This is a genomic window from Streptomyces sp. NPDC093221, assembly GCF_044753885.1.
Lineage (GTDB): Bacteria > Actinomycetota > Actinomycetes > Streptomycetales > Streptomycetaceae > Actinacidiphila.
In genome coordinates this window covers 473,881-492,180 of record NZ_JBIVOA010000002.1, presented here as the reverse complement: position 1 = coordinate 492,180, position 18,300 = coordinate 473,881, and the positions used below count along the sequence as shown (strand labels likewise).

At 70.3% G+C, this 18,300-nt stretch carries 13 protein-coding genes; all 13 read left to right on the top strand.

Going from position 1 to position 18,300, the window contains the following annotated elements; genetic code table 11:
- The first annotated feature begins 48 nt into the window (after positions 1-48).
- On the top strand, positions 49-1,770 hold the full coding sequence (locus tag ACIQCJ_RS08150) for a hypothetical protein (protein ID WP_402711007.1): 1,722 nt from the start codon (positions 49-51) through the stop codon (positions 1,768-1,770).
- 368 nt (positions 1,771-2,138) lie between these two features.
- On the top strand, positions 2,139-3,671 hold the full coding sequence (locus ACIQCJ_RS08145) for a DHA2 family efflux MFS transporter permease subunit (protein ID WP_391044479.1): 1,533 nt from the start codon (positions 2,139-2,141) through the stop codon (positions 3,669-3,671).
- 747 nt (positions 3,672-4,418) lie between these two features.
- Positions 4,419-5,777, top strand: a complete 1,359-nt coding sequence (locus ACIQCJ_RS08140) for a TrpB-like pyridoxal phosphate-dependent enzyme (RefSeq protein ID WP_188281833.1) — start codon at positions 4,419-4,421, stop codon at positions 5,775-5,777.
- Positions 5,774-7,378: an aldehyde dehydrogenase family protein gene (locus tag ACIQCJ_RS08135; protein ID WP_355344320.1), complete on the top strand. Its 1,605-nt coding sequence runs from the start codon at positions 5,774-5,776 to the stop codon at positions 7,376-7,378. Before ACIQCJ_RS08140 ends, ACIQCJ_RS08135 begins: the two co-directional genes overlap by 4 nt.
- A gap of 4 nt (positions 7,379-7,382) precedes the next feature.
- A complete protein-coding gene (locus ACIQCJ_RS08130; protein ID WP_402711006.1) occupies positions 7,383-8,951 on the top strand; it encodes an NAD(P)/FAD-dependent oxidoreductase in 1,569 nt (522 codons plus the stop codon).
- Positions 8,952-8,953: 2 nt separating this feature from the next.
- Positions 8,954-10,393, top strand: a complete 1,440-nt coding sequence (locus ACIQCJ_RS08125; protein WP_391044483.1) for an FAD-dependent oxidoreductase — start codon at positions 8,954-8,956, stop codon at positions 10,391-10,393.
- Positions 10,383-11,507, top strand: a complete 1,125-nt coding sequence (locus ACIQCJ_RS08120; protein WP_355344312.1) for a hypothetical protein — start codon at positions 10,383-10,385, stop codon at positions 11,505-11,507. Before ACIQCJ_RS08125 ends, ACIQCJ_RS08120 begins: the two co-directional genes overlap by 11 nt.
- Before the next feature lie 37 nt (positions 11,508-11,544).
- Positions 11,545-11,919, top strand: coding sequence for a hypothetical protein (locus tag ACIQCJ_RS08115; protein WP_188281828.1), 375 nt, complete (start codon positions 11,545-11,547; stop codon positions 11,917-11,919).
- A complete protein-coding gene (locus tag ACIQCJ_RS08110; protein WP_391044484.1) occupies positions 11,919-13,295 on the top strand; it encodes an NAD(P)-binding domain-containing protein in 1,377 nt (458 codons plus the stop codon). The genes ACIQCJ_RS08115 and ACIQCJ_RS08110 overlap by 1 nt, the downstream gene beginning before the upstream one ends.
- 5 nt (positions 13,296-13,300) lie before the next feature.
- On the top strand, positions 13,301-15,010 hold the full coding sequence (locus ACIQCJ_RS08105) for a class I adenylate-forming enzyme family protein (RefSeq protein ID WP_355344300.1): 1,710 nt from the start codon (positions 13,301-13,303) through the stop codon (positions 15,008-15,010).
- A gap of 72 nt (positions 15,011-15,082) precedes the next feature.
- The gene (locus tag ACIQCJ_RS08100; protein ID WP_391044485.1) at positions 15,083-16,522 is read left to right on the top strand and encodes an FAD-dependent oxidoreductase; all 1,440 of its coding nucleotides are present in this window, start codon (positions 15,083-15,085) and stop codon (positions 16,520-16,522) included.
- A gap of 39 nt (positions 16,523-16,561) precedes the next feature.
- On the top strand, positions 16,562-17,293 hold the full coding sequence (locus tag ACIQCJ_RS08095; protein WP_355344294.1) for a spheroidene monooxygenase: 732 nt from the start codon (positions 16,562-16,564) through the stop codon (positions 17,291-17,293).
- Between the two features lie 76 nt (positions 17,294-17,369).
- Positions 17,370-18,215 carry an alpha/beta hydrolase gene (locus tag ACIQCJ_RS08090; RefSeq protein WP_355344291.1) on the top strand — a complete coding sequence of 282 codons (846 nt, stop codon included), beginning with the start codon at positions 17,370-17,372 and terminating at the stop codon, positions 18,213-18,215.
- Positions 18,216-18,300 lie beyond the last annotated feature (85 nt).

Below are 18,300 nucleotides of genomic sequence, written 5' to 3'. Positions count from 1 at the left end.
TTCCCGGCCGACCCGCTGTCCCCGCCGCTTCCGGGGAAGGCGTCCGCTATGAGTGACGTGTCGGTCGTTCAGCCCGCGGTGCTGCCGCGGCCCACGCAGCGGACCGGACAGGTACGGCCGGCCCCACGACGCAGGCGCTGGCCGGTCCCGGCGGTGGCGGTCGCCTGCGCGGCGCCGCTGTACGCGCTCTGGGCGTGGCTGCTGGCCACGGGCGGCGGCGACCTCGCGGCCCAGGTCGCGTGGGCCGGTTTCGCGGGGCGGCATCCGGGCACGCCGTACAACCTCGCCTGGTACGGCGGCATGCACACGATGGACTACAGCGTGCTCACCCCGCCGCTGATGGCGTACGCCGGGGTCCGGGCCGTCTCGGTCGCGGCCGGTCTGGCGGCGACGTGGGCGATGGCCGTGCTCTTCGTCCGCTCCGGCGTGCGGCGCCCGATGGTCCCGGCGCTGCTGGGCGCCGTGTGCCAGTGGTGCGACGTGGCCTCGGGGCGTACGACCTTCGCGGTCGGCGCGGCCTTCGGGCTGCTGGCGCTGTGCCGGGTGCGACGGGCGCCGGACCGCTGGGCGGGCGCCGCGGTCCTCGCCGCGCTGACGGCGATGTCCAGCCCGGTCGCCGCCCTCTTCTTGTGGGTCGCGGGCGCGGGTCTGCTGGCGGCGGGCCGCCGCGCCGCCGCGCTCGCCCTGGCGGCGCCGCCGGTGCTGGTGCTGGGCGCGGTGTACGTGCTCTTCCCCTTCCAGGGCGAGCAGTTGATGAGCGCCGACGCGGCGGTCTGCCCGCTGGTGACCTCCCTGGCGCTGGCCCTGGCCGCGCCGCGGTCTTGGCGCACGGTCCGGGCGGGCGCGGTCGCGTACGCGCTCGGCACGGCGCTCACCGCCTGCGTGGCCTCGCCCGTCGGCACCAACGTCGAGCGGCTGGCCGGGATCGCCGGACTGCCGCTGCTGGCCGCCGCGCTGATGGAACGCGTGGCCCGACGCCCGCGCGGCGGCTCGTACGTGCGCCTGGACCGGGGCCCGACCCGTACGGCCGGCCGCGCCCCCGTGCTCGGCGCGGTCCTCGTCGTCGTGCTGACCGGCGCGCTCGGTCACAACGGCTACGCGCTGGCCGCCAAGACCGGCAGGGAACTGCGCATGTCCACCGCCGTCCCCGACTGGGCCTCGCACACCGAGGGGGTGACCCGCGCGCTGCGCGGACTGCGCGCCGAGCGGCACCGTATCGAGGTCGTTCCGGCCCGCGATCACCGCGAGTCGACGCTCTTCGCCGACGTCGCCCAGATCGCCCGCGGCTGGAACCGCCAACTCGACGTGAAGAGGGACCCGTTGTTCTACGGCGGGACGCTGCCGGACGGGACGCTTCCGGCCGCCGCCTACCGCCGCTGGCTCGACGACTGGGCGGTGGCGTATGTCGTGCTGCCCCACGGCGACATGGGCGGTCCCGGCGCGGCGGAGGCCGCGCTGCTCGCGCCCGCCGCCCGCCCCGACTGGCTGCGGCCGGTCTGGCGGGACCCGTACTGGACGGTCTTCGCGGTGGAGCGCCCGGTGCCGCTGGCCTCGGCGCCCGCGCGCGTGCTGCGGGCGGGTGAGGCCGACGTGACGGTCCGGCTGCCGAAGGCCGGGAGCACCGTCGTCCGCGTCGCCTGGTCGCCCTGGTTCCGGGTGACCGGCGGATGCGTGAGCCGCGCGGGCCGCTGGACGCGGATCACCGCGCCGTCCGCCGGCGACTACCGCCTATACAGCATATACAGTCGCGCTAAAAGGAGTTGCGGATAAAAAAGACGCTGTCTTTGCGAACCCGCGCGCATATGCCGACACCCGACGGACATCTTCGTGCGGGTGCGCGCGAGCATGTGTAGGGTATACGTTGTACACATGCTCAACCATGCCCCATGGGGCAATTGACGGCACCGGCACCGACCGCGATCATCGGCCAGCACCCTGGATCGGCCTGTCCGCCGACGCGGGGCGCCTCGGCAGCGGTGCTTCCACCACGGCATGGTCACCATCCATAGTCAGCAGCCAGATTCGCCGGATACGGCGACTTTCCACACTCTGGAGTCGGCATGACCGAAACGCCCCACCCCCCCGCTGCTTTAAGGTGGTGGACCCTGGCAGTGGTATCCGTCGGCACATTCATGCTGATGCTGGACCTGAGTGTGGTCTCGGTCGCCCTGCCCGGCATTCATGATTCACTGCACGCCAGCTTCAGCGGTATGCAGTGGGTGTTCGACGCGTATGCGCTGACGCTCGCGGCTTTCCTCGTGACCGCCGGATCGGTGGCGGACAGGACCGGCCGCAAGCGGCTCTTCCTGATCGGCCTGATCATCTTCACCGCGGCTTCTCTCGCCTGCGGACTGGCCGGGGATATCGGGGTATTGAATGTCAGCCGCGGAGTCCAGGGTGTCGGCGCGGCCATCATGTTCGCCGTGGGCCCCGCTCTGCTCGGTCATGAGTTCCGCGGCAAGGAACGCGCCACCGCGTTCAGCGCGTTCGGCGCCGCGGTGGGTCTCGCCGTCGCCACGGGACCGCTGATCGGCGGCGCGCTGACCAATGGCCCCGGCTGGCGCTGGATCTTCTATCTGAATGTGCCGGTCGGCCTGATCACCGTCCTGATCGCGATGCGCCAGGTCCGTGAATCGCGGCTGCCCAGCGCCGCCGCCCCCGACTTCGTCGGCATGGTCTCCTTCACGCTCTCGCTGGCCGCCCTGGTGCTGGCCATCATCCGCGGCAACACCGACGGCTGGTTCTCCGGCAGCAACATCGCGCTGTACGCGGTGGCCGCGGTGTGCCTGGCGGTCTTCCTCGCGGTCGCGCGCTCCCGCGGCGAGCAGGCGATGTTCGACACCCAGCTCTTCCGCAACCGCACCTTCCTCGGCCTGTCCGCGACGACCTTCCTGGCCAACGCTGCGGGTCTGCCGCCGATCTTCCTGGTCACGACGTATTTGCAGAGCGTCGAGGGCGCTTCCGCCTGGTCCGCCGGCCTGCGCTTCCTGCCGCTGACGCTGGCGATGTTCTTCTTCGGCGCGCTGGCCGGCGGGCTCACCGGCAAGGTGCCCTTCCGGGTCATCATGGCCACCTCCCAATTCGCCCTGGGCATCGGCCTGTTGCTCATCCACCTCAGCGGCGCGGGCGACAGTTGGACCTCGCTCATCCCCGCCCTGGTGGTCATCGGCCTGGCCTTCGGCCTGTTCAACCCGACCCGCGCGGCGCTCGCCATCGGTGTCGCGGAACCGGCCAAGGCCGGTGTCGCCTCCGGTATCAGCGAGACGTTCCAGCAGGTGGGAACGGCTCTGGGCATCGCGGTCGCGGGCGCGTTCTTCGAGAACCACGTCACCAGCGCCTTCAAGGCGTCCGACGCCGCGGCCACGCTCACCAGCGCCCAGAGCGACAAGATCGCCAACGGGATCAGCGCGGGCAGCATCGACGAGGCCGCGCACTCGGCGGGCCCCGGCCTGGCCGACAAGGTGCTGGCCGCCGGGCGCGACGCGTTCACCACCGGCTTCCACGACGCCATGACCCTGTGCGCCGTGTTCGCCTTCGTCGCCGCGGTGATCGCCGCGCTGACGCTGCGCCACAAGGACCTGCACGAGAGCGCGTTGACCGGCATCCTGCCCGAGCTGCCCGAAGAGGGCGAGGAGTCCGTCCGCGAGACGGCGCCGGCCGGACAGCGCTGACGGAACCCGCCGGGCGGCACTGACCCGGCTCAGGAGGACCGCCCGCGGCGCCGTACGACAGGCGTCCGCACGGCGAGCGTGACAGTGGCGGCGGACCCGCGGAAGCGGCCCGCCGCCACTGTCGTTGTCGCCGGGCTTCACAGGAATTCACTTTGACCGATCTGGTCAGTAATGCGACGGCGTCCCGGTGACCAGCCCATTGTGACTCCCGCAGGGAAAATGCGCTGGTCACCGGGATGAGTTCCGGTCATCGGGACGCGTTCCAGTATGGTATTGCCATCGGAACTGCCGGACGCTAGGCTGTCAAACAATTCCAGTACTGATACGGGGGTATGCGAGTGCTGGCACGAGAATATTCGAGGTCCGACACCTGGTCGGCCTCTCATGCACGGTTGATCGACCCCGCACCACCAGGCCGTACGGCCGGTGACGTCCGGACATCCCGTCCCTCCGTGCCTTCGGGCACGAATCCACGGGAACAGCAATCCGTGATCTCGCACAACTCGTGACTTCGGCTGGAGCCTGACGCGCCGCCGAGGCACTGAGTAATCGTTGTGCCGAGGCACGACTCCACCGCGCTTCACCGTTCCTCCCGCCGAGATTTTTCGCACCCAAAAGCCCAATGCCTGACTTTGTCATGCCGGAAATCAATTCCCCACGAGGGTGCCGGCCCGGTCAGGCATGCGCAGGTCCGTACGAGTGTCACTGCATTTCGTCAGCAACCACGCTCTTAAGGGGACGCAAGGTATGAAGCCGCTCGGCTTAATCGACCGTGTCGATCTTCCGGTCGATAAGATTCCCACCCGTTGGTACAACGTCATCCCGGATCTGCCCCGCTTGCCCGAGGAGTACATCGACAACTCCACCGGCAAGAAGGTCACGCGGGAGTGGCTGGAGCGGCTGTTCGTCAAGTCGATGGCCGCGCAGGAGACCTCGCTGGAGCGCTGGATCACGATCCCCGAGCCGGTACGCGAGGCGTACAAGCTCTGGCGGCCGACCCCGCTGATCCGCGCCGTCGCGCTGGAGCGGGAGCTGGGCACTCCGGCCCAGATCTGGTTCAAGTACGAGGCCACCTCGCCCAGCGGCAGCCACAAGCTCAACTCCGCCCTCGCCCAGGCGTACTACGCCAAGCGCGACGGCCACACCCGGCTGGTCACCGACACCGGCGCCGGCCAGTGGGGCAGCGCCCTGGCCATCGCCTGCCAGATCTTCGGCCTCGACCTCACGGTCTTCATGGTGCGGGCGAGCTACCACACCAAGCCGTACCGCCGGAATCTGATGGAGACCTACGGCGCCGAGGTGCGGCCCAGCCCCGGCGACACCACGGACTACGGCCGCAAGCTCCTCGCGGAGTACCCCGACCACCCCGGCAGCGAGGCCACCGCGGTCAGCGAGGCGCTGGAGTGCGTCGACGCCGACGAGGGCACCCGCTTCGCGGTCGGCGCCTTCTCCAACCACTGCCTGCTGCACCACTCGGTGATCGGCCTGGAGCTGAAGGAACAGCTCAGGATGATCGGCCGGACCCCCGACTACCTGATCGCCTCGGTCGGTTGCGGGTCCAACCTCAGCGGCTTCGCCTCGCCTTTCGTCGAGGACAAGCTCAACGGCGCCGACATCACCATCCTGGCCGCCGAGCCGGAGGCGTGCGCGCCGCTGACCTACGGCGAGTACCGGCTGGACTTCGCCGACTCCAACGGCCGCGGCCCCGGTGTGCACACCTACACCCTCGGCCACGAGTTCGTGCCGCCGCCCATCCACGCGGGCGGCCTGCGCTACCACGGTTGCGCCCCGATCGTGGGTCTCATGCGGCACGAGGGGCTGCTCGACGCCGAGGCGTACGGGCAGGTGTCCGTCTTCGACGCGGGCACCACGTTCGCGAAGCTCCAGGGCTACCTCCCGGCCCCCGAGACCTCGCACGCCATCCGGGCCGTCATCGACAAGGCCCTGGAGTGCAAGCGGACCGGGCGCGAAGCCACCATCGTGTTCAACTACAGCGGCCACGGCCTGCTGGACCTGGGCGCGTACGGCCGGTACAACGAGGGCCTGCTGCGCGACGTCGAGAAGGAAGACTTCGTCGCCCCCAGCATGGAGGGCCTCCAGGCATGAGGTCCTACCCTCAGTACATCGACGGCAAGGACGTCGAGGGTGCTCGATGGACGTACGTCCTGCGCGCCTCGGCGTACCTGAAGGAGAACCGCCCGACGTTCAACCTCAAGCGGGCGCTGGAACTCGGGCGGCCCGTGGAGTCGACCGAGGCCGTGGTGGCCCGGTGCGCGGTGGGCGCCCCCGAGGACAACGACCGGGCGCTGGAAGCGGCCCGCAGGGCGAGCCGGACCTTCCGGCTCCTCCCGCAGGAGACCCGCAGCCAGATCGTCCTGGAGTTCAACGAGACGCTGGCCGAACGGTCAGAGGAACTCATCGACATCCTGATCGCCGAGGGGCACCCGCGCCGGCTCGCCCAGTGGGAAGTCAGCGGCATGCTGCGCTGCTGCGACGAGCCGACGGTCCGCTGGTACGAGAGCCAGCTCCACCAGGAGTTCGCGCCGCAGGGCCGCACGCTGGAACTGGTGCGCAAGCCCGACGGCGTGGTGTGCGTCAACCCCCCGCAGAACGCGGCGGGTTCGAACTCCACGCTGGGCGTGCTCGCCCTCCTGGCGGGCAACACGCTGGTGGTGAAGGCGCCGCGCACCACGCCGCTGAGCGTGATGTTCGTCTACCGCGACATCCTCGCGCCGATCCTGGAGAAGCACGGCGCCCCTCCGGGGACGCTCAATGTGATCTGCGGTCACACCGAGGCCGTGCTGCGGACCTGGCTCGCCAGCCCGCTGGTGGACGACATCCTGTTCTTCGGCGACAGCGCCGCGGGCCTCAAGCTCGGCGAGGACTGTCTGCGCAACGGCAAGAAGGCGATCCTGGAACTCGCGGGCAACGACGGCTTCGTGGTCTGGAAGGACGCGGATCTCGAAGCCGCCGCGCGGGCCCTGGAGGAGTCGTTCTACGGCTCCAGCCAGATCTGCATGGTGCCGAAGTACGCGATCGTGCACCCCGAGGTCGCCGACCGCTTCCTCGAGGTGTTCGTGGAGCGCGCCAAGGCCATCGTGCCCGGCTACCCGGAGAACCCGGAGATCCTGCTCAGCCCGGTACTGAAGGTCGACGGCTTCTTCGACTTCCTGTCCGAGGCCGAGACCAAGGGCGCGTCCGTGCTCTGCGGCGGCACGCGCGTGGACGTCGACGGCGAGACATCGAGCACCGGGATGTTCTGCCTGCCGACGGTGGTCAGGGTCGACGGACTCACCGAGTCGCGGGACCTGTCCTGCGTACGCGAGGAGACCTTCTTCCCGCTGCTGCCGGTCGTGGTGCCCGAGGCGACCACGGACGACGACGCGCTGCTGGAAGACATCATCGACTTCCTCAACGCCAACAAGTACGGGCTGCGCAACTCGGTGTGGACCGGCGACGAGCAGACCGCTCACCGGTTCGCCGACGGCGTGACCAACGGCGGCCTGCTGAAGGTCAACGACTCGCACATCGGGTTCAACTCCATCCTCTCCACCCACGGTGGCAACGGCCTCACCGGCGGACCGTACGGAGAGCTGAACTACGCGGGACTGCGCACCACGCACCTCCAGGGCATTTCGTGGGGTGACGGTGATCCGCGTCCGCTGGACTCGCAGATCGTCCCGGCCGGCGAAAGGGCGCGGAGCTAAGACCATGACGACCAAGGGCCTGGCCGGGAGCGAAATCCGGCGAAACCGTACGGACGCCGAGCACTTCGACGTCATCATCGTGGGCGCCCGCTGTGCCGGGTCGCCGCTCGCCACGCTGCTCTCGCGCGCGGGCCTGAAGGTCGTCGTGGTCGAGCAGGCGACGTTCCCCCGTGAGGTGCTCTCCTCGCACCTCATGGAGGCCGACGGACTCCTGTTCCTCAAACGCCTCGGTGTGCTCGACTCCGTCGAGAAGACCGGTGTGCGTTTCATGCGCCGCGCCGACACCAAGCTCAACGACTTCCACGTCGTCTCGCAGTTCCCGCTGCGTTTCGATGACGTGGGCGGCGCGACCTTCCTGCGTCGGCACCTGCTCGACTCGATCCTCCACGAGGCCGCGGTCGAGGCCGGTGCCGACGTCAGGATGGGCACCAAGGTCGTCGAAATGATCTGGGAGCGCGGCCGGGTGGCCGGTGTGCGCGCCCAGCACGACGGCAAGGAGACGGTGCTGCGCGCGCCGCTCGTCGTGGGCGCGGACGGCCGCAACTCGACGGTCGCGTACATGGTCGGCTCGCGCAAATACAACGTTGTACCCAACGAACGCTCCTACTACTTCACCTTCTTCGAGGGCGCCCACCCGTCCTCCGACGACACCTTCGTCTTCCACCGCTGGGGCGACCGGATGGTGTGGGCGGGCCCCGCGGACAACGGCCTGTACCTGGTCGGCGTCTCTCCCGAGGGACACGAACGCGAGTACTTCCGCCGCAACACCGAGGCGGGCCTGCTGGCCCACATGCGGTCCTGCGAACCGACCGCGGAGGCGCTGGCCGACGCGAAGATCGCCACCAAGATCTCCGGGATCGTCAAATTCGAGGGCTACTTCCGGCAGTCCTCCGGACCCGGCTGGGTGCTGGTCGGCGACGCGGGCCACTTCAAGGACCCCTCCGCCGGCCGCGGCATCGGCGACGCCTTCCGCCAGGTGGAGCGCCTCGCGCCCGCCATCGTCGCCGCCCTCGGCCGCTCGGGCCCCGGTGTGTCGGCGCTCGGCCAGGACGAGACGCTGCGGCAGTGGACGCAGTGGCGCGACCGCCGCTTCGAGGGCCACTACTGGCTCGCGAACATCCTCGGCGAGGCGGGCGCGCTGCCCGCCGCCGTCCCCGAGGCGCTCAAGGGCATGGCCGAGCGCGGCGAGATCGGCCGCTTCCTCGACCTCTACCACCACCGCTCGAAGTACTACGAGGTCTTTCCGCTGACCGACATGGCCGTGATCACCGGACGGATGATGCTGTCCGGCAAGCACAAGCGGCTGCCGCTGGTGCGGGAGACCGTCAAGCTGCTGGCCCGCGAGCCGCGCCGCCGGTGGATCAACCGCCACCCGCAGTTGGTGTCCTCCGACGTCACCGCGGCCCCGCCGGTACGCGTACGGCCCGTCCCGTCCGCCGCCGCCGACCCGCTCCCTGCCCCGGCCCCGCAGAACGGCTCCAACGGCTCCGCCGGCGCGAACGGGACCAACGGCTCCAACGGCTCCGCCGGCTCCGTAGTGAAAGACGCCGATCAGAAGAACGCGGAGGTCTGAACGTGCTGCATGTGACAGACGAGCCCAGCGCGGAAGCCGATGTCATCGTCGTCGGCGCGGGCCTGGCGGGACTGACGGCGACCCGCGAGCTGAAAGAGGCCGGGTGGACCGTCAAGACGCTCGAAGCGCGCGAGCGCGTCGGCGGACGGCTCAAGGGCCTCGACGTGGGCGGCGGCAAGGCGGTCGACCTGGGCGGCGAGTACTTCGGCGACAAGAGCACGATGATCGCCGAGACCGCCGAGTCCGTTGGCGTGACCGGCTTTCGCAGCTACGACGAGGGCGAACGCCTCACCTTCGTCAACGGCCGCCGCCACGCGTACTCCGGCCTGTTCCCCTGGCGGATGGGCCCGGCCGCCATCGCCGACCTCGGCCAGGCGATCCTGAAGATCGAGCGCATGGCGCGCACGGTCCCGCCCGACGGCCCGTGGAACGCGCCGAACGCCGAGAAGCTGGACAGCCAGACCCTCTGGTCGTGGATGCAGCGCAACGTCACCACCTCCACCGCGCGGGCCTTCATCACCATGATGATCGAGGCCGCCTTCTGCGCCCGCCCGGCCGACCTTTCGCTGATGCACGTGCTCTACTACGCCAACGCCTCCGGCGGCTTCCGCTACCTGCTGGAGGTCAGCGGCGGCATCCAGCGCTACCGCTTCGACGGCGGCGCGCACAGCATCCCGAAGAAGATGGCCGCGCGGATGCCCGACGAGGTACGCGTCGGCGCCGCCGTCCGCACCATCGAGCAGCGCTCCGACTCCGTCGTGGTCTCGGGCCCCGGCTTCGAGTACCGCGGCCGGTGGGTCGTCGTCGCCATCCCGGTCACGCTCGCCGGACGCATCACCTACGCGCCCTCGCTGCCCGGCTACCGCGACCAGTTCGCGCAGCGGATGCCCGCGGGCGCCGCCATGAAGTGCCTGGCGGTCTACGACGAGCCGTTCTGGCGCGCCGCCGGGCTCAGCGGCCAGATCACCAGCAGCGACGGCCCGTTCCGGGTCGCCTTCGACACCTCGCCCGCCGACGGCAGCCCCGGCGTGATGTCGGCCTTCGTCACCGGCTCCGCCGCCCGCGCGCTGACCCGCCTGTCGCCGTCCGAGCGGCGTACCGCCGTACTCGACGGACTGGTCGCCGGGCTCGGCGCGAAGGCGGGCAAGCCGCGTGAATTCGTCGAACAGAACTGGCTGGACGAGGAGTTCACCCGCGGCTGCTACCACGGCTTCGGCCCGCCCGGACTGTACACGGCGTACGGCAAGGCGCTGCGCGAGCCGATCGGCCGGATCCACTGGGCGGGCACCGAGAGCGGTGTCCACCAGATGGGTTCGATGGGCGGCGCCGTCGACTCCGGCCGCCGGGTGGCCCGCGAGCTGTTCGCGCGGGCGGCGGAGGAGCGCGGCGAGGAGCGCAAGCCGGACACCACGATCAGCGGCGCGGTGAGCCATGGCCAGTAGGCCCAGACGCGCCGCCGCCCGGCCGCCGCTGCTCATCGTGGGCGGTTACGGAGTGGTGGGCGAGCACGCGGCGCGGCTGATCCGGCAGCGCCACCCCGACCTGCCGATCGTGCTGGCGGGCCGCAACCCCGAACGGGCGACGGCGCTGGCCGCGCGGATCGGCGCGAGCACCGCCGTCATCGACGTACGCGCCGAACGCCCGCTGGGGGCGCTGCCCGAGCGGCCCGCGGCCGTCCTCGCCGTGGTCAGCGACCCCGGCGACCACCTCATCGTGGACGCCATGCGCCGGGGCATCCCGATCGCGGACATCAACCGCGCGGGCCACGCCGGGATTCTCGACGTCACCGTCGCGGTCTCGCGTGAACGGCCCACGTCCCCCGTGCTGTTGTCGGGCGCCTGGTACGCCGGGCTCAACGCGCTGATGGCCGCCGCTGCCGTCCGCGAACTCGGCCAGGCCGAGCGGGTGGAGATCGCGGTGCTGTCCTCGTCCGACGACAAGGTCGGCCCCGACTCCTGGGGCTTCGCCGAACGGCTGGCCTGGCCGTACTACGCGATGCGCGACGGCAGGCGGCAGCCCACGCACCCGCTGACCGGCCGCCGCCTGGTGCGCTGCGCCGACGGCAACGAGCGGCCCGCCGCGTATGTGAGCACGCTGGAGCAGACCACCGTGCCGCTCACCCTCGGCGTGCCGACGGTCGAGACCCGCATCGCGCTCCAGAGCGTGCCGTCGCTGTACGCGATGATCGGGCTGAAGCGGTCGGGCGCGCTGCGGGCGCTGACCAAGCCGCCGCTGCACGGGGTGCGCGCGGCGCTCTTCCAGAGCGCGGGCACCGGCGACTTCTGCGGGCTCACCGTCACCGCGCACAGCGCGAACCGCTCGGTCTCCATCGATCTGCTCGACACCCGCGGCCAGGGCCACCTCAGCGCGATGGGCGCGGTCCGCGCGGCCGAGCGCGTGCTGAGCCGGGACCTGCCGGCCGGGATCTCGTTCCCCGAGCAGTCCGCGGAACCCGAGACGGACATCGAGATGTTGCGGCAGGCCGGAGTCGTCGTCCGGCTCACCGGCTTCGCCAAGGAATTCCCACCGACACCGGCTCCCAGTGCCACGACGTGATGTCGATGGCCGAGGCGCGAGAGGAACTCGCATCACTATGAACAAGAGCGATACGCCGGCTGTTCTGCTCAGCACCCTGCGTACGGTCGGCGCGGCGGCGTTCCTGGCGCCCGCCATCGGGGCGAAGAAGCTGCACATCAACGAGGACGCCGACGGCGAGTACCTGGTCCGGCTGTTCGCCGCCCGCAACATCGCCCTGATCGTGGGCGTCCTGGCCAGCAGGGGCGAGACCCGCAGGCTGCTGCTCAAGGCCGGCATCCTCTGCGACGGCCTCGACGTCGCGGCCGGAATCCTCGGCCACCGCAAGGGCCGGCTGAAGAAGTCCACCGTGGTCGACACCAGCGCCGCGGCCACCGCGACCCTGCTCGGCCTGCTGGCGCTGGCGAGCACCGAGCGCGCGGGGGAGTCCTGATGACCACCACGCACGAGCCGGTGGCCGATGCCGCGTCCGCGCCCGAGGACCGCAGGGACAAGGTCTGCGTCATCGGCGCGGGCTCCGCGGGCATCGCGATGTGCCGCTCGCTGAAGATCCGCGACATCGCCTTCGACGCCTACGAGCGGCGCTCGGAACTCGGCGGCCTGTGGCGGTATCCCGCGCAGGGCGGCAAGAGCTGCGCGTACCCGGCGCTGTTCGCCAACACCTCCAAGACCGTCATGCAGTTCCCGAGCTTCCCGATGCCGGACGACTACCCGGACTACCCCCACCACACCCAGGTGGCGCGGTACTTCGACTCCTACGTCGACCACTACGGGCTGCGCGAGCACATCCAACTGGACACCGAGGTCAGCCGGGTCGAGCAGGCGGCGGGCGGCGGCTGGGCGGTGACCTTCGGCGACGGCACGACGCATCTGTACCGCGCGGTGATGGTCGCCTCCGGCGGGCGGCACGGGCTGCCGCTCTTCGGCTCGTACGAGGGCAAGTTCACCGGCACCGAGATGCACTCCTACGACTACGAGGGTCCGGCGGACCTCGCGGGCAAGAAGGTCGTGATCATCGGTCTCGGCGCCACGTCCGCCGACATCGCCACCGAGGTGTCCCGGGTCGCGGAGGCCACGTACCTGTCGGTGCGCACCGGCCACTACGTCGTCCCGAAGATCCTCGAAGGCGGCCCGATCGACAAGCTGTCGCCGATGATGAAGAAGCTCTCGGTCGAACAGCGGCGCCCGCTGGTGACGTTGATGATCAAGCTGGTGCACGGCCACATGTCGGCGTACGGGCTGCCCGACCCGCCGTACAAGGTCGGGCAGGGGCCGCTGGTCGCCAGCAGCGAGCTGCTGCCCGCCATCGCGCACGGCAGGATCACCGCCAAGCCGGTGATCGACACGGTCGACGGCCGTACCGTCCGCTTCTCGGACGGCACCGAGACCGAGGCCGATGTGATCATCCACTGCACCGGCTACAAGATCGACTACCCCTTCCTCGACGACACGCTCGTCGGCGACGGCGAGGACGCGCCCGCGCTCTACCACCAGGTGGTGCCGCCGGAGACCGAGGGCCTGTACTTCATCGGCCTGCTGCACTCGATGATGTCGCTGATGCCGCTGGCCGAGTTCCAGTCGGAGTGGGTCGGCGACCTGCTGACCGAGACCGTCAGCCTCCCCTCGCGCGCGCAGATGTGGTCGGAGCTGAGGAACGCCCGCCGCCGCCAGGACAAGCGGTTCCACGACTCGTCCGGCCATCTGCTGGTCGACCCCAACGAATACGAACGGCTCATGGCGGACGAGCGCCGCAAGTACGCAACCACCGATCGCACGGGTGTCGGCACGGCAACCCGCAGGAAGGGATGAGTCGTATGGTTTCGATCGCTGGCGACCGGACACGGTCCAAGATCCCGCTCTCCGCCCGGCGTCTGGACGCGGCCAAGATGCTCAAGGCCCAGTTCAAGCCCGACCGGGTCGCCCTGGTCAAGCCGCTCAACGTCGGCCTGGTCGCCGAGCGCGCGGCCGAGAAGCACGGCCGGGTGCCGATCTACCTCGACCAGCCGTTCACCTGGGACCCCGAGCAGCGCGTCGAACTCGACTTCGTCGAATTCGCCACCCTGGTCGACCAGATGGCCGCCGTCCTGAAGTCCGCGGGCGTCAAGCGCTGGGACCGGGTCGCGATCGTCAAGTCGCCCAACTACGACATCCAGGCGCTGGCCTGGGCGACCGCCAGGATCGGCGCGATCCCCGCGCTGCTGTCGGCCCGCCTGGACCCGGACATCATCAACATCCTGCTGGAGCGCCTCCAGGCGAAATTCCTGGTCACCGACCCCGAGGTCGCCAAGTACGCCCGGCTGGACGGCGAGCGGCTGCGGCACCTGGGCATGACCGCCATCGCCGACATCGACGGCGGCATACCGGTGGCGGACCTGTGGGGCGGCCGGATTCCGGCGCCGAGTCCGCTCAAGGACGACGAGCCGATGCTGATCACCCACACGTCGAGCACCACCGGGGTGTCCAAGCTCGCCGAGGCGTCCGCCAAGGGCGTGTCCTACAACGCCCTGATGGAGTCGATCTTCCCCGGCTTCCACACCCCCGACGAGCTGTTCGCCAGCGCCATCTCGCACGTCCATGTGCGGGCCGCCATCACGCAGATGGCGTCCTTCTCGCGCGGCACCCCGCTGCTGGGCATCGCCAGGCCCGACGAGGAGACGATGCTGCGGCTGCTGCCCCAGTACCGGCCCACGATCCTGGAGTCGCACCCCAACAACTTCATGGGCTGGGAGCGGATCATCGACGATCCGTCGGAGCCGTTCTCCAGCATCCGGCTGTACTTCAACTCCTTCGACGCGATGCACCCGCGCACCATCCAGGCGCTGCTGGACGCGTCCAAGCGCAAGTACCCGGTCTGGCTCCAGTGCTACGGCATGACCGAGACGCAGGTGGTCTCGGTCCGCCCGTACACCCGTGGCTCGTTCGGCCGGCTCAAGGGCCGCGACACCCGCAGCGTCGGCTGGGAGGTGCCCGGCATCCGGGCCAGGATCGCCGACCCGGAGACCGGCAAGCGCCGCTCCGACCAGTCGGAACCGGGCATGATCCAGGTCAAGACCCCGGCCCGCGCGCTGTCGTTCGTGGGCACGCCGGAGAAGTTCGCCGAGCGGCGGCACGGCAAGTGGTTCGACACCGGCGACTGGGGGCGGCGCGGCCGGCTCGGGCAGATCGAGATCCTGGACCGCATCGCGGACCGGATCGAGGGCGTCGAGAGCTGCCTGTGGATCGAGGACGTGCTGCTGGAGCGGATTCCCAACGCCGAGGAGATCGTGGTCGTCCCCGACGAGCAGGGCAAGCCGGTCCCGGTGGTCTGCATGCGCGACGGGAAGTCCCTCGACCCCGAGGTCTGGAAGTCCGCCTCCGCCGGGATCACCGGCCTGGGCGTCCCGTTGGAGGTCACGCCCGACGACCTCCAGCGCACCGCGACCGTCAAGGCCCGGCGCTACCTCCTCACCGAGATGATCAAGAACCGCGACAACGGCGGTCTGGAGGCGGTCAGCCAGGACGTGGTGCTGCGCGACGGCGCGTAACCACGGTCCACGTCACGGCCGGTGCACGGCGGAACCCAGCGCGGATCGACACCCGAACTGTAGGAGAGGGCATTGCACGACATCAGCGAGTACCCATCGATAGAAGCCGATGTGATCGTCGTCGGTGCGGGTTTTGCCGGGATCACGGCCGCGCGCGAACTGAAGATGGCCGGGAAGAGCGTGGCGCTGCTCGAAGCCCGCTCCCGCCTCGGCGGCCGGTCGCTGAGCAAGCCCCTCGGGGACGGCAAGGTCGCCGAACTGGGCTGTGAGTTCTACGGCCAGGCCGGGACGATCAGCCACCGGGCCGCCCAGTCCGTCGGCATCAAGACCGCGAAGGTCTACGACACCGGCTACCGGCTGATCGACGACGGCGGCAAGATGCAGCCCTGGAAGGGCATGGCGCCCAAGGTCAGCGCGGCCACGCTGCTGGACTTCGGCCAGGCGGCGCTGCGCATCGAGCGGATGCGCCGCGAAGTACCGCAGGACGCCCCCTGGGAGGCCCCGCACGCCACCCAGTGGGACAGCGAGACCATGTGGTCCTGGACGCAGCGCAATGTCCGCACCAAGGGCGGCCGGGCCCTGATGCGGCTGATGATCGAGGCGGGCATGGCCGCCGCACCGGCCGACGTCTCCCTGCTGCACGTCCTCAACTACTCCAACGGCACCGGCGGGTTCAGGGCCATGACCCAGATCACCGGCGGCACCCTGGAGAACCGCTTCGTCGGCGGCTCGCACAACCTCGCGACGACCCTGGCGAAGACCGTCGACGACGAGACGTACCTCAACGCCGAGGTCCGCAGCATCCAGCACTCCGGCGAGCACGTCCGGGTGCGCGGCGCCGGATTCGAGGCGGTCGGCCGCTGGGTCGTGATGGCCGTGCCCGTGCCGCTGGCCGGGCGGATCGAGTACGACCCGCCGCTGCCCGAGCACCGCGACCACGTCAGCCAGCGCATGACGATGGGCGCCGCCATCAAGTACCTGGCCCTGTACGACGAGCCGTTCTGGCGCGCCGAGGGCTTCACCGGGCATGTGATCAGCCACTCCAGCCCGGTACGCGCCACGGTCGACAGTTGCCCGCCCGACGGCACGCCCGGCGTCCTCACCGGCTTCGTCACCGGGCCGCCCGCCCGGCAGGTCGCCAAGCTGCCCGCGGGGGAGCGACGCGCCCTGGTCCTGCGGGAGCTGGAGCGCTTCTTCGGACCGCGCGCGGGCAAGCCGTACGACCTGCTGGAGCAGAACTGGATGGCGGAGCCGTACACCCGCGGCTGCTACCACGCCTACGCCCCGCCCGGTCTGTACACCGAGTACGGTCCCGCGCTCAAGCAGCCGGTCGGCCGGATCCACTGGGCCGGAGCGGAGTCCGTGCCCCACGAGTTCGGGTCGATGTCCGGGGCGATCTACTCCGGCCGCCGCGTCGCCACCGAGATCATCGGGCGCGAGACCGGCGAGGACCCCGGGCGGCTGCTGGTGACCCAGAAGACCGCCGTGCCCGTCGAAGAGCCCACGCGATGAGATCCGGAAGCGCCCACGCGACGAAAGGCGACTGCCAGCGTGCCTGAGAACCTGGAAACACCCCGTATCGGCTCGGGCATGATCATGTCCCTGCACCTCGCCGAGGTCGGCCCCGCCAAGGCCATGAGCGCCCTGCGCAACGGGCCCAAGCCCGAGGCGCACGAGGGCCTGCACTGGGCGAGCCCCTTCCTGATGAGCCCGCTGCGCTCGCAGAGCGCGATGTTCGACGTCAAGCCCACCGGCGCCGCGATGATCGCCGCGTGGGACAACGACGAGGCGCTGGACCGCTTCCTGTCGCACCCGGTCGCCAAGCCGTACGAGAACGGGTGGCGCGCCCGGTTCGAGCCGGTCCGCACCCTCGGCGCCTGGCCCGGCCTGCTGGAGCTGCCGCGCCGCGAGATACCCGTGGACGATCACCCCATCGGGGTGCTCACCCTGGCCCGCGTACGCCTCAACCGGGTGGTGCCGTTCGTCGCCGCCGCCTCGCACGCCGAGCGCGACGCCGCCCACCACCCCGCCTTCCTCGAGGGCACCTCGCTGATCAGGCCGCCCAATCAAGTGGCGACCTTCTCGCTCTGGCGCAGCGTCAAGGAAATGCGCCAGTACACGGTCGGTTCCTACCCCGGCGGCCACGTCAGGGCGATGAAGAAGCACGAGGAACGCGATTTCCACCACGAAACGCTGTTCGTGCGGCTCAGGCCGTACGCGGTCGACGGACATTGGAGCGGGCGCAATCCGCTCGATATGCTCAAGCCGCTGACCACCAACTGAGGCCAATGCGGGGAGTGCTGACGGAGCATCCGTCGAATAAACCCCGCCACGGCGAGCCGACAGACGGGTTTGACGTATGACCATGGAACAGATCGAACTCTCGGCCGGGACGATCGACTACCAGGACACCGGCGGCGACGGGCCGGTGCTCGTCCTGCTGCACGGCCTCCTGATGGACGAGACCCTCTGGGCGGACGTGGTCGCCGATCTGCGCGCGGACCACCGGTGCGTGGTGCCGGTGCTGCCGATGGGCGCCCACACCAAGCCGGTCAAGGAGGACGCCGACCTTTCGCCGCGCGGACTCGCCCGGCTGGTCGGGGAATTCCTCGAACGGCTGGATCTGGACAATGTCACCCTGGTCGGCAATGACACCGGCGGCGCCGTCGTGCAATTGCTCGTGGACGAAGGCGCGCCGCGCGTCGGCTCAATTGTGCTGGCGTCCTGCGACGCATTCGACAACTTTCCGCCGGGGCTGACCGGCAAGACCGTCGTGATGACCGGCAAGTTGTCGCCCACCTTCTTCGGCCTTTTCATGCAGCAGATGCGGCTGAAGCTGGTACGGCGCCAGCCGATCGCCTTCGGCTGGCTCACCAAGCGGGGCGACGCCGTCAGCAAGAACTGGATCAAGCCGATCCTCGCCCAGGCCGACGTGCGGCGCGACACGGTGCGGGTGCTCCGCGGTATCGCCGCCGACAAGAAGCTGCTGGTCGGCGTGAGCGAGGGCCTCTCCTCCTTCGACCGGCCCGCGCTGGTGGTGTGGGCCGAGAAGGACCGCGTCATGCCGCCCGCGCACGGCCGCCGGCTCGCCGAGATCCTGCCGCAGGGAAGCCTCGTCGAGATCGCCGACAGCTACTCGCTCCTCCCGCTCGACCAGCCCACCCAATTCGCTACCGCGGTACGGGAGTTCACCCGCAAGAGCTGATCCTCCCCATGCCGTGACGACCCGGTGCCGGCGGTTCGGGGCACCGCCCCGAGCCGCCCGTACGCCTTGCCCTGCCCGAAAACAC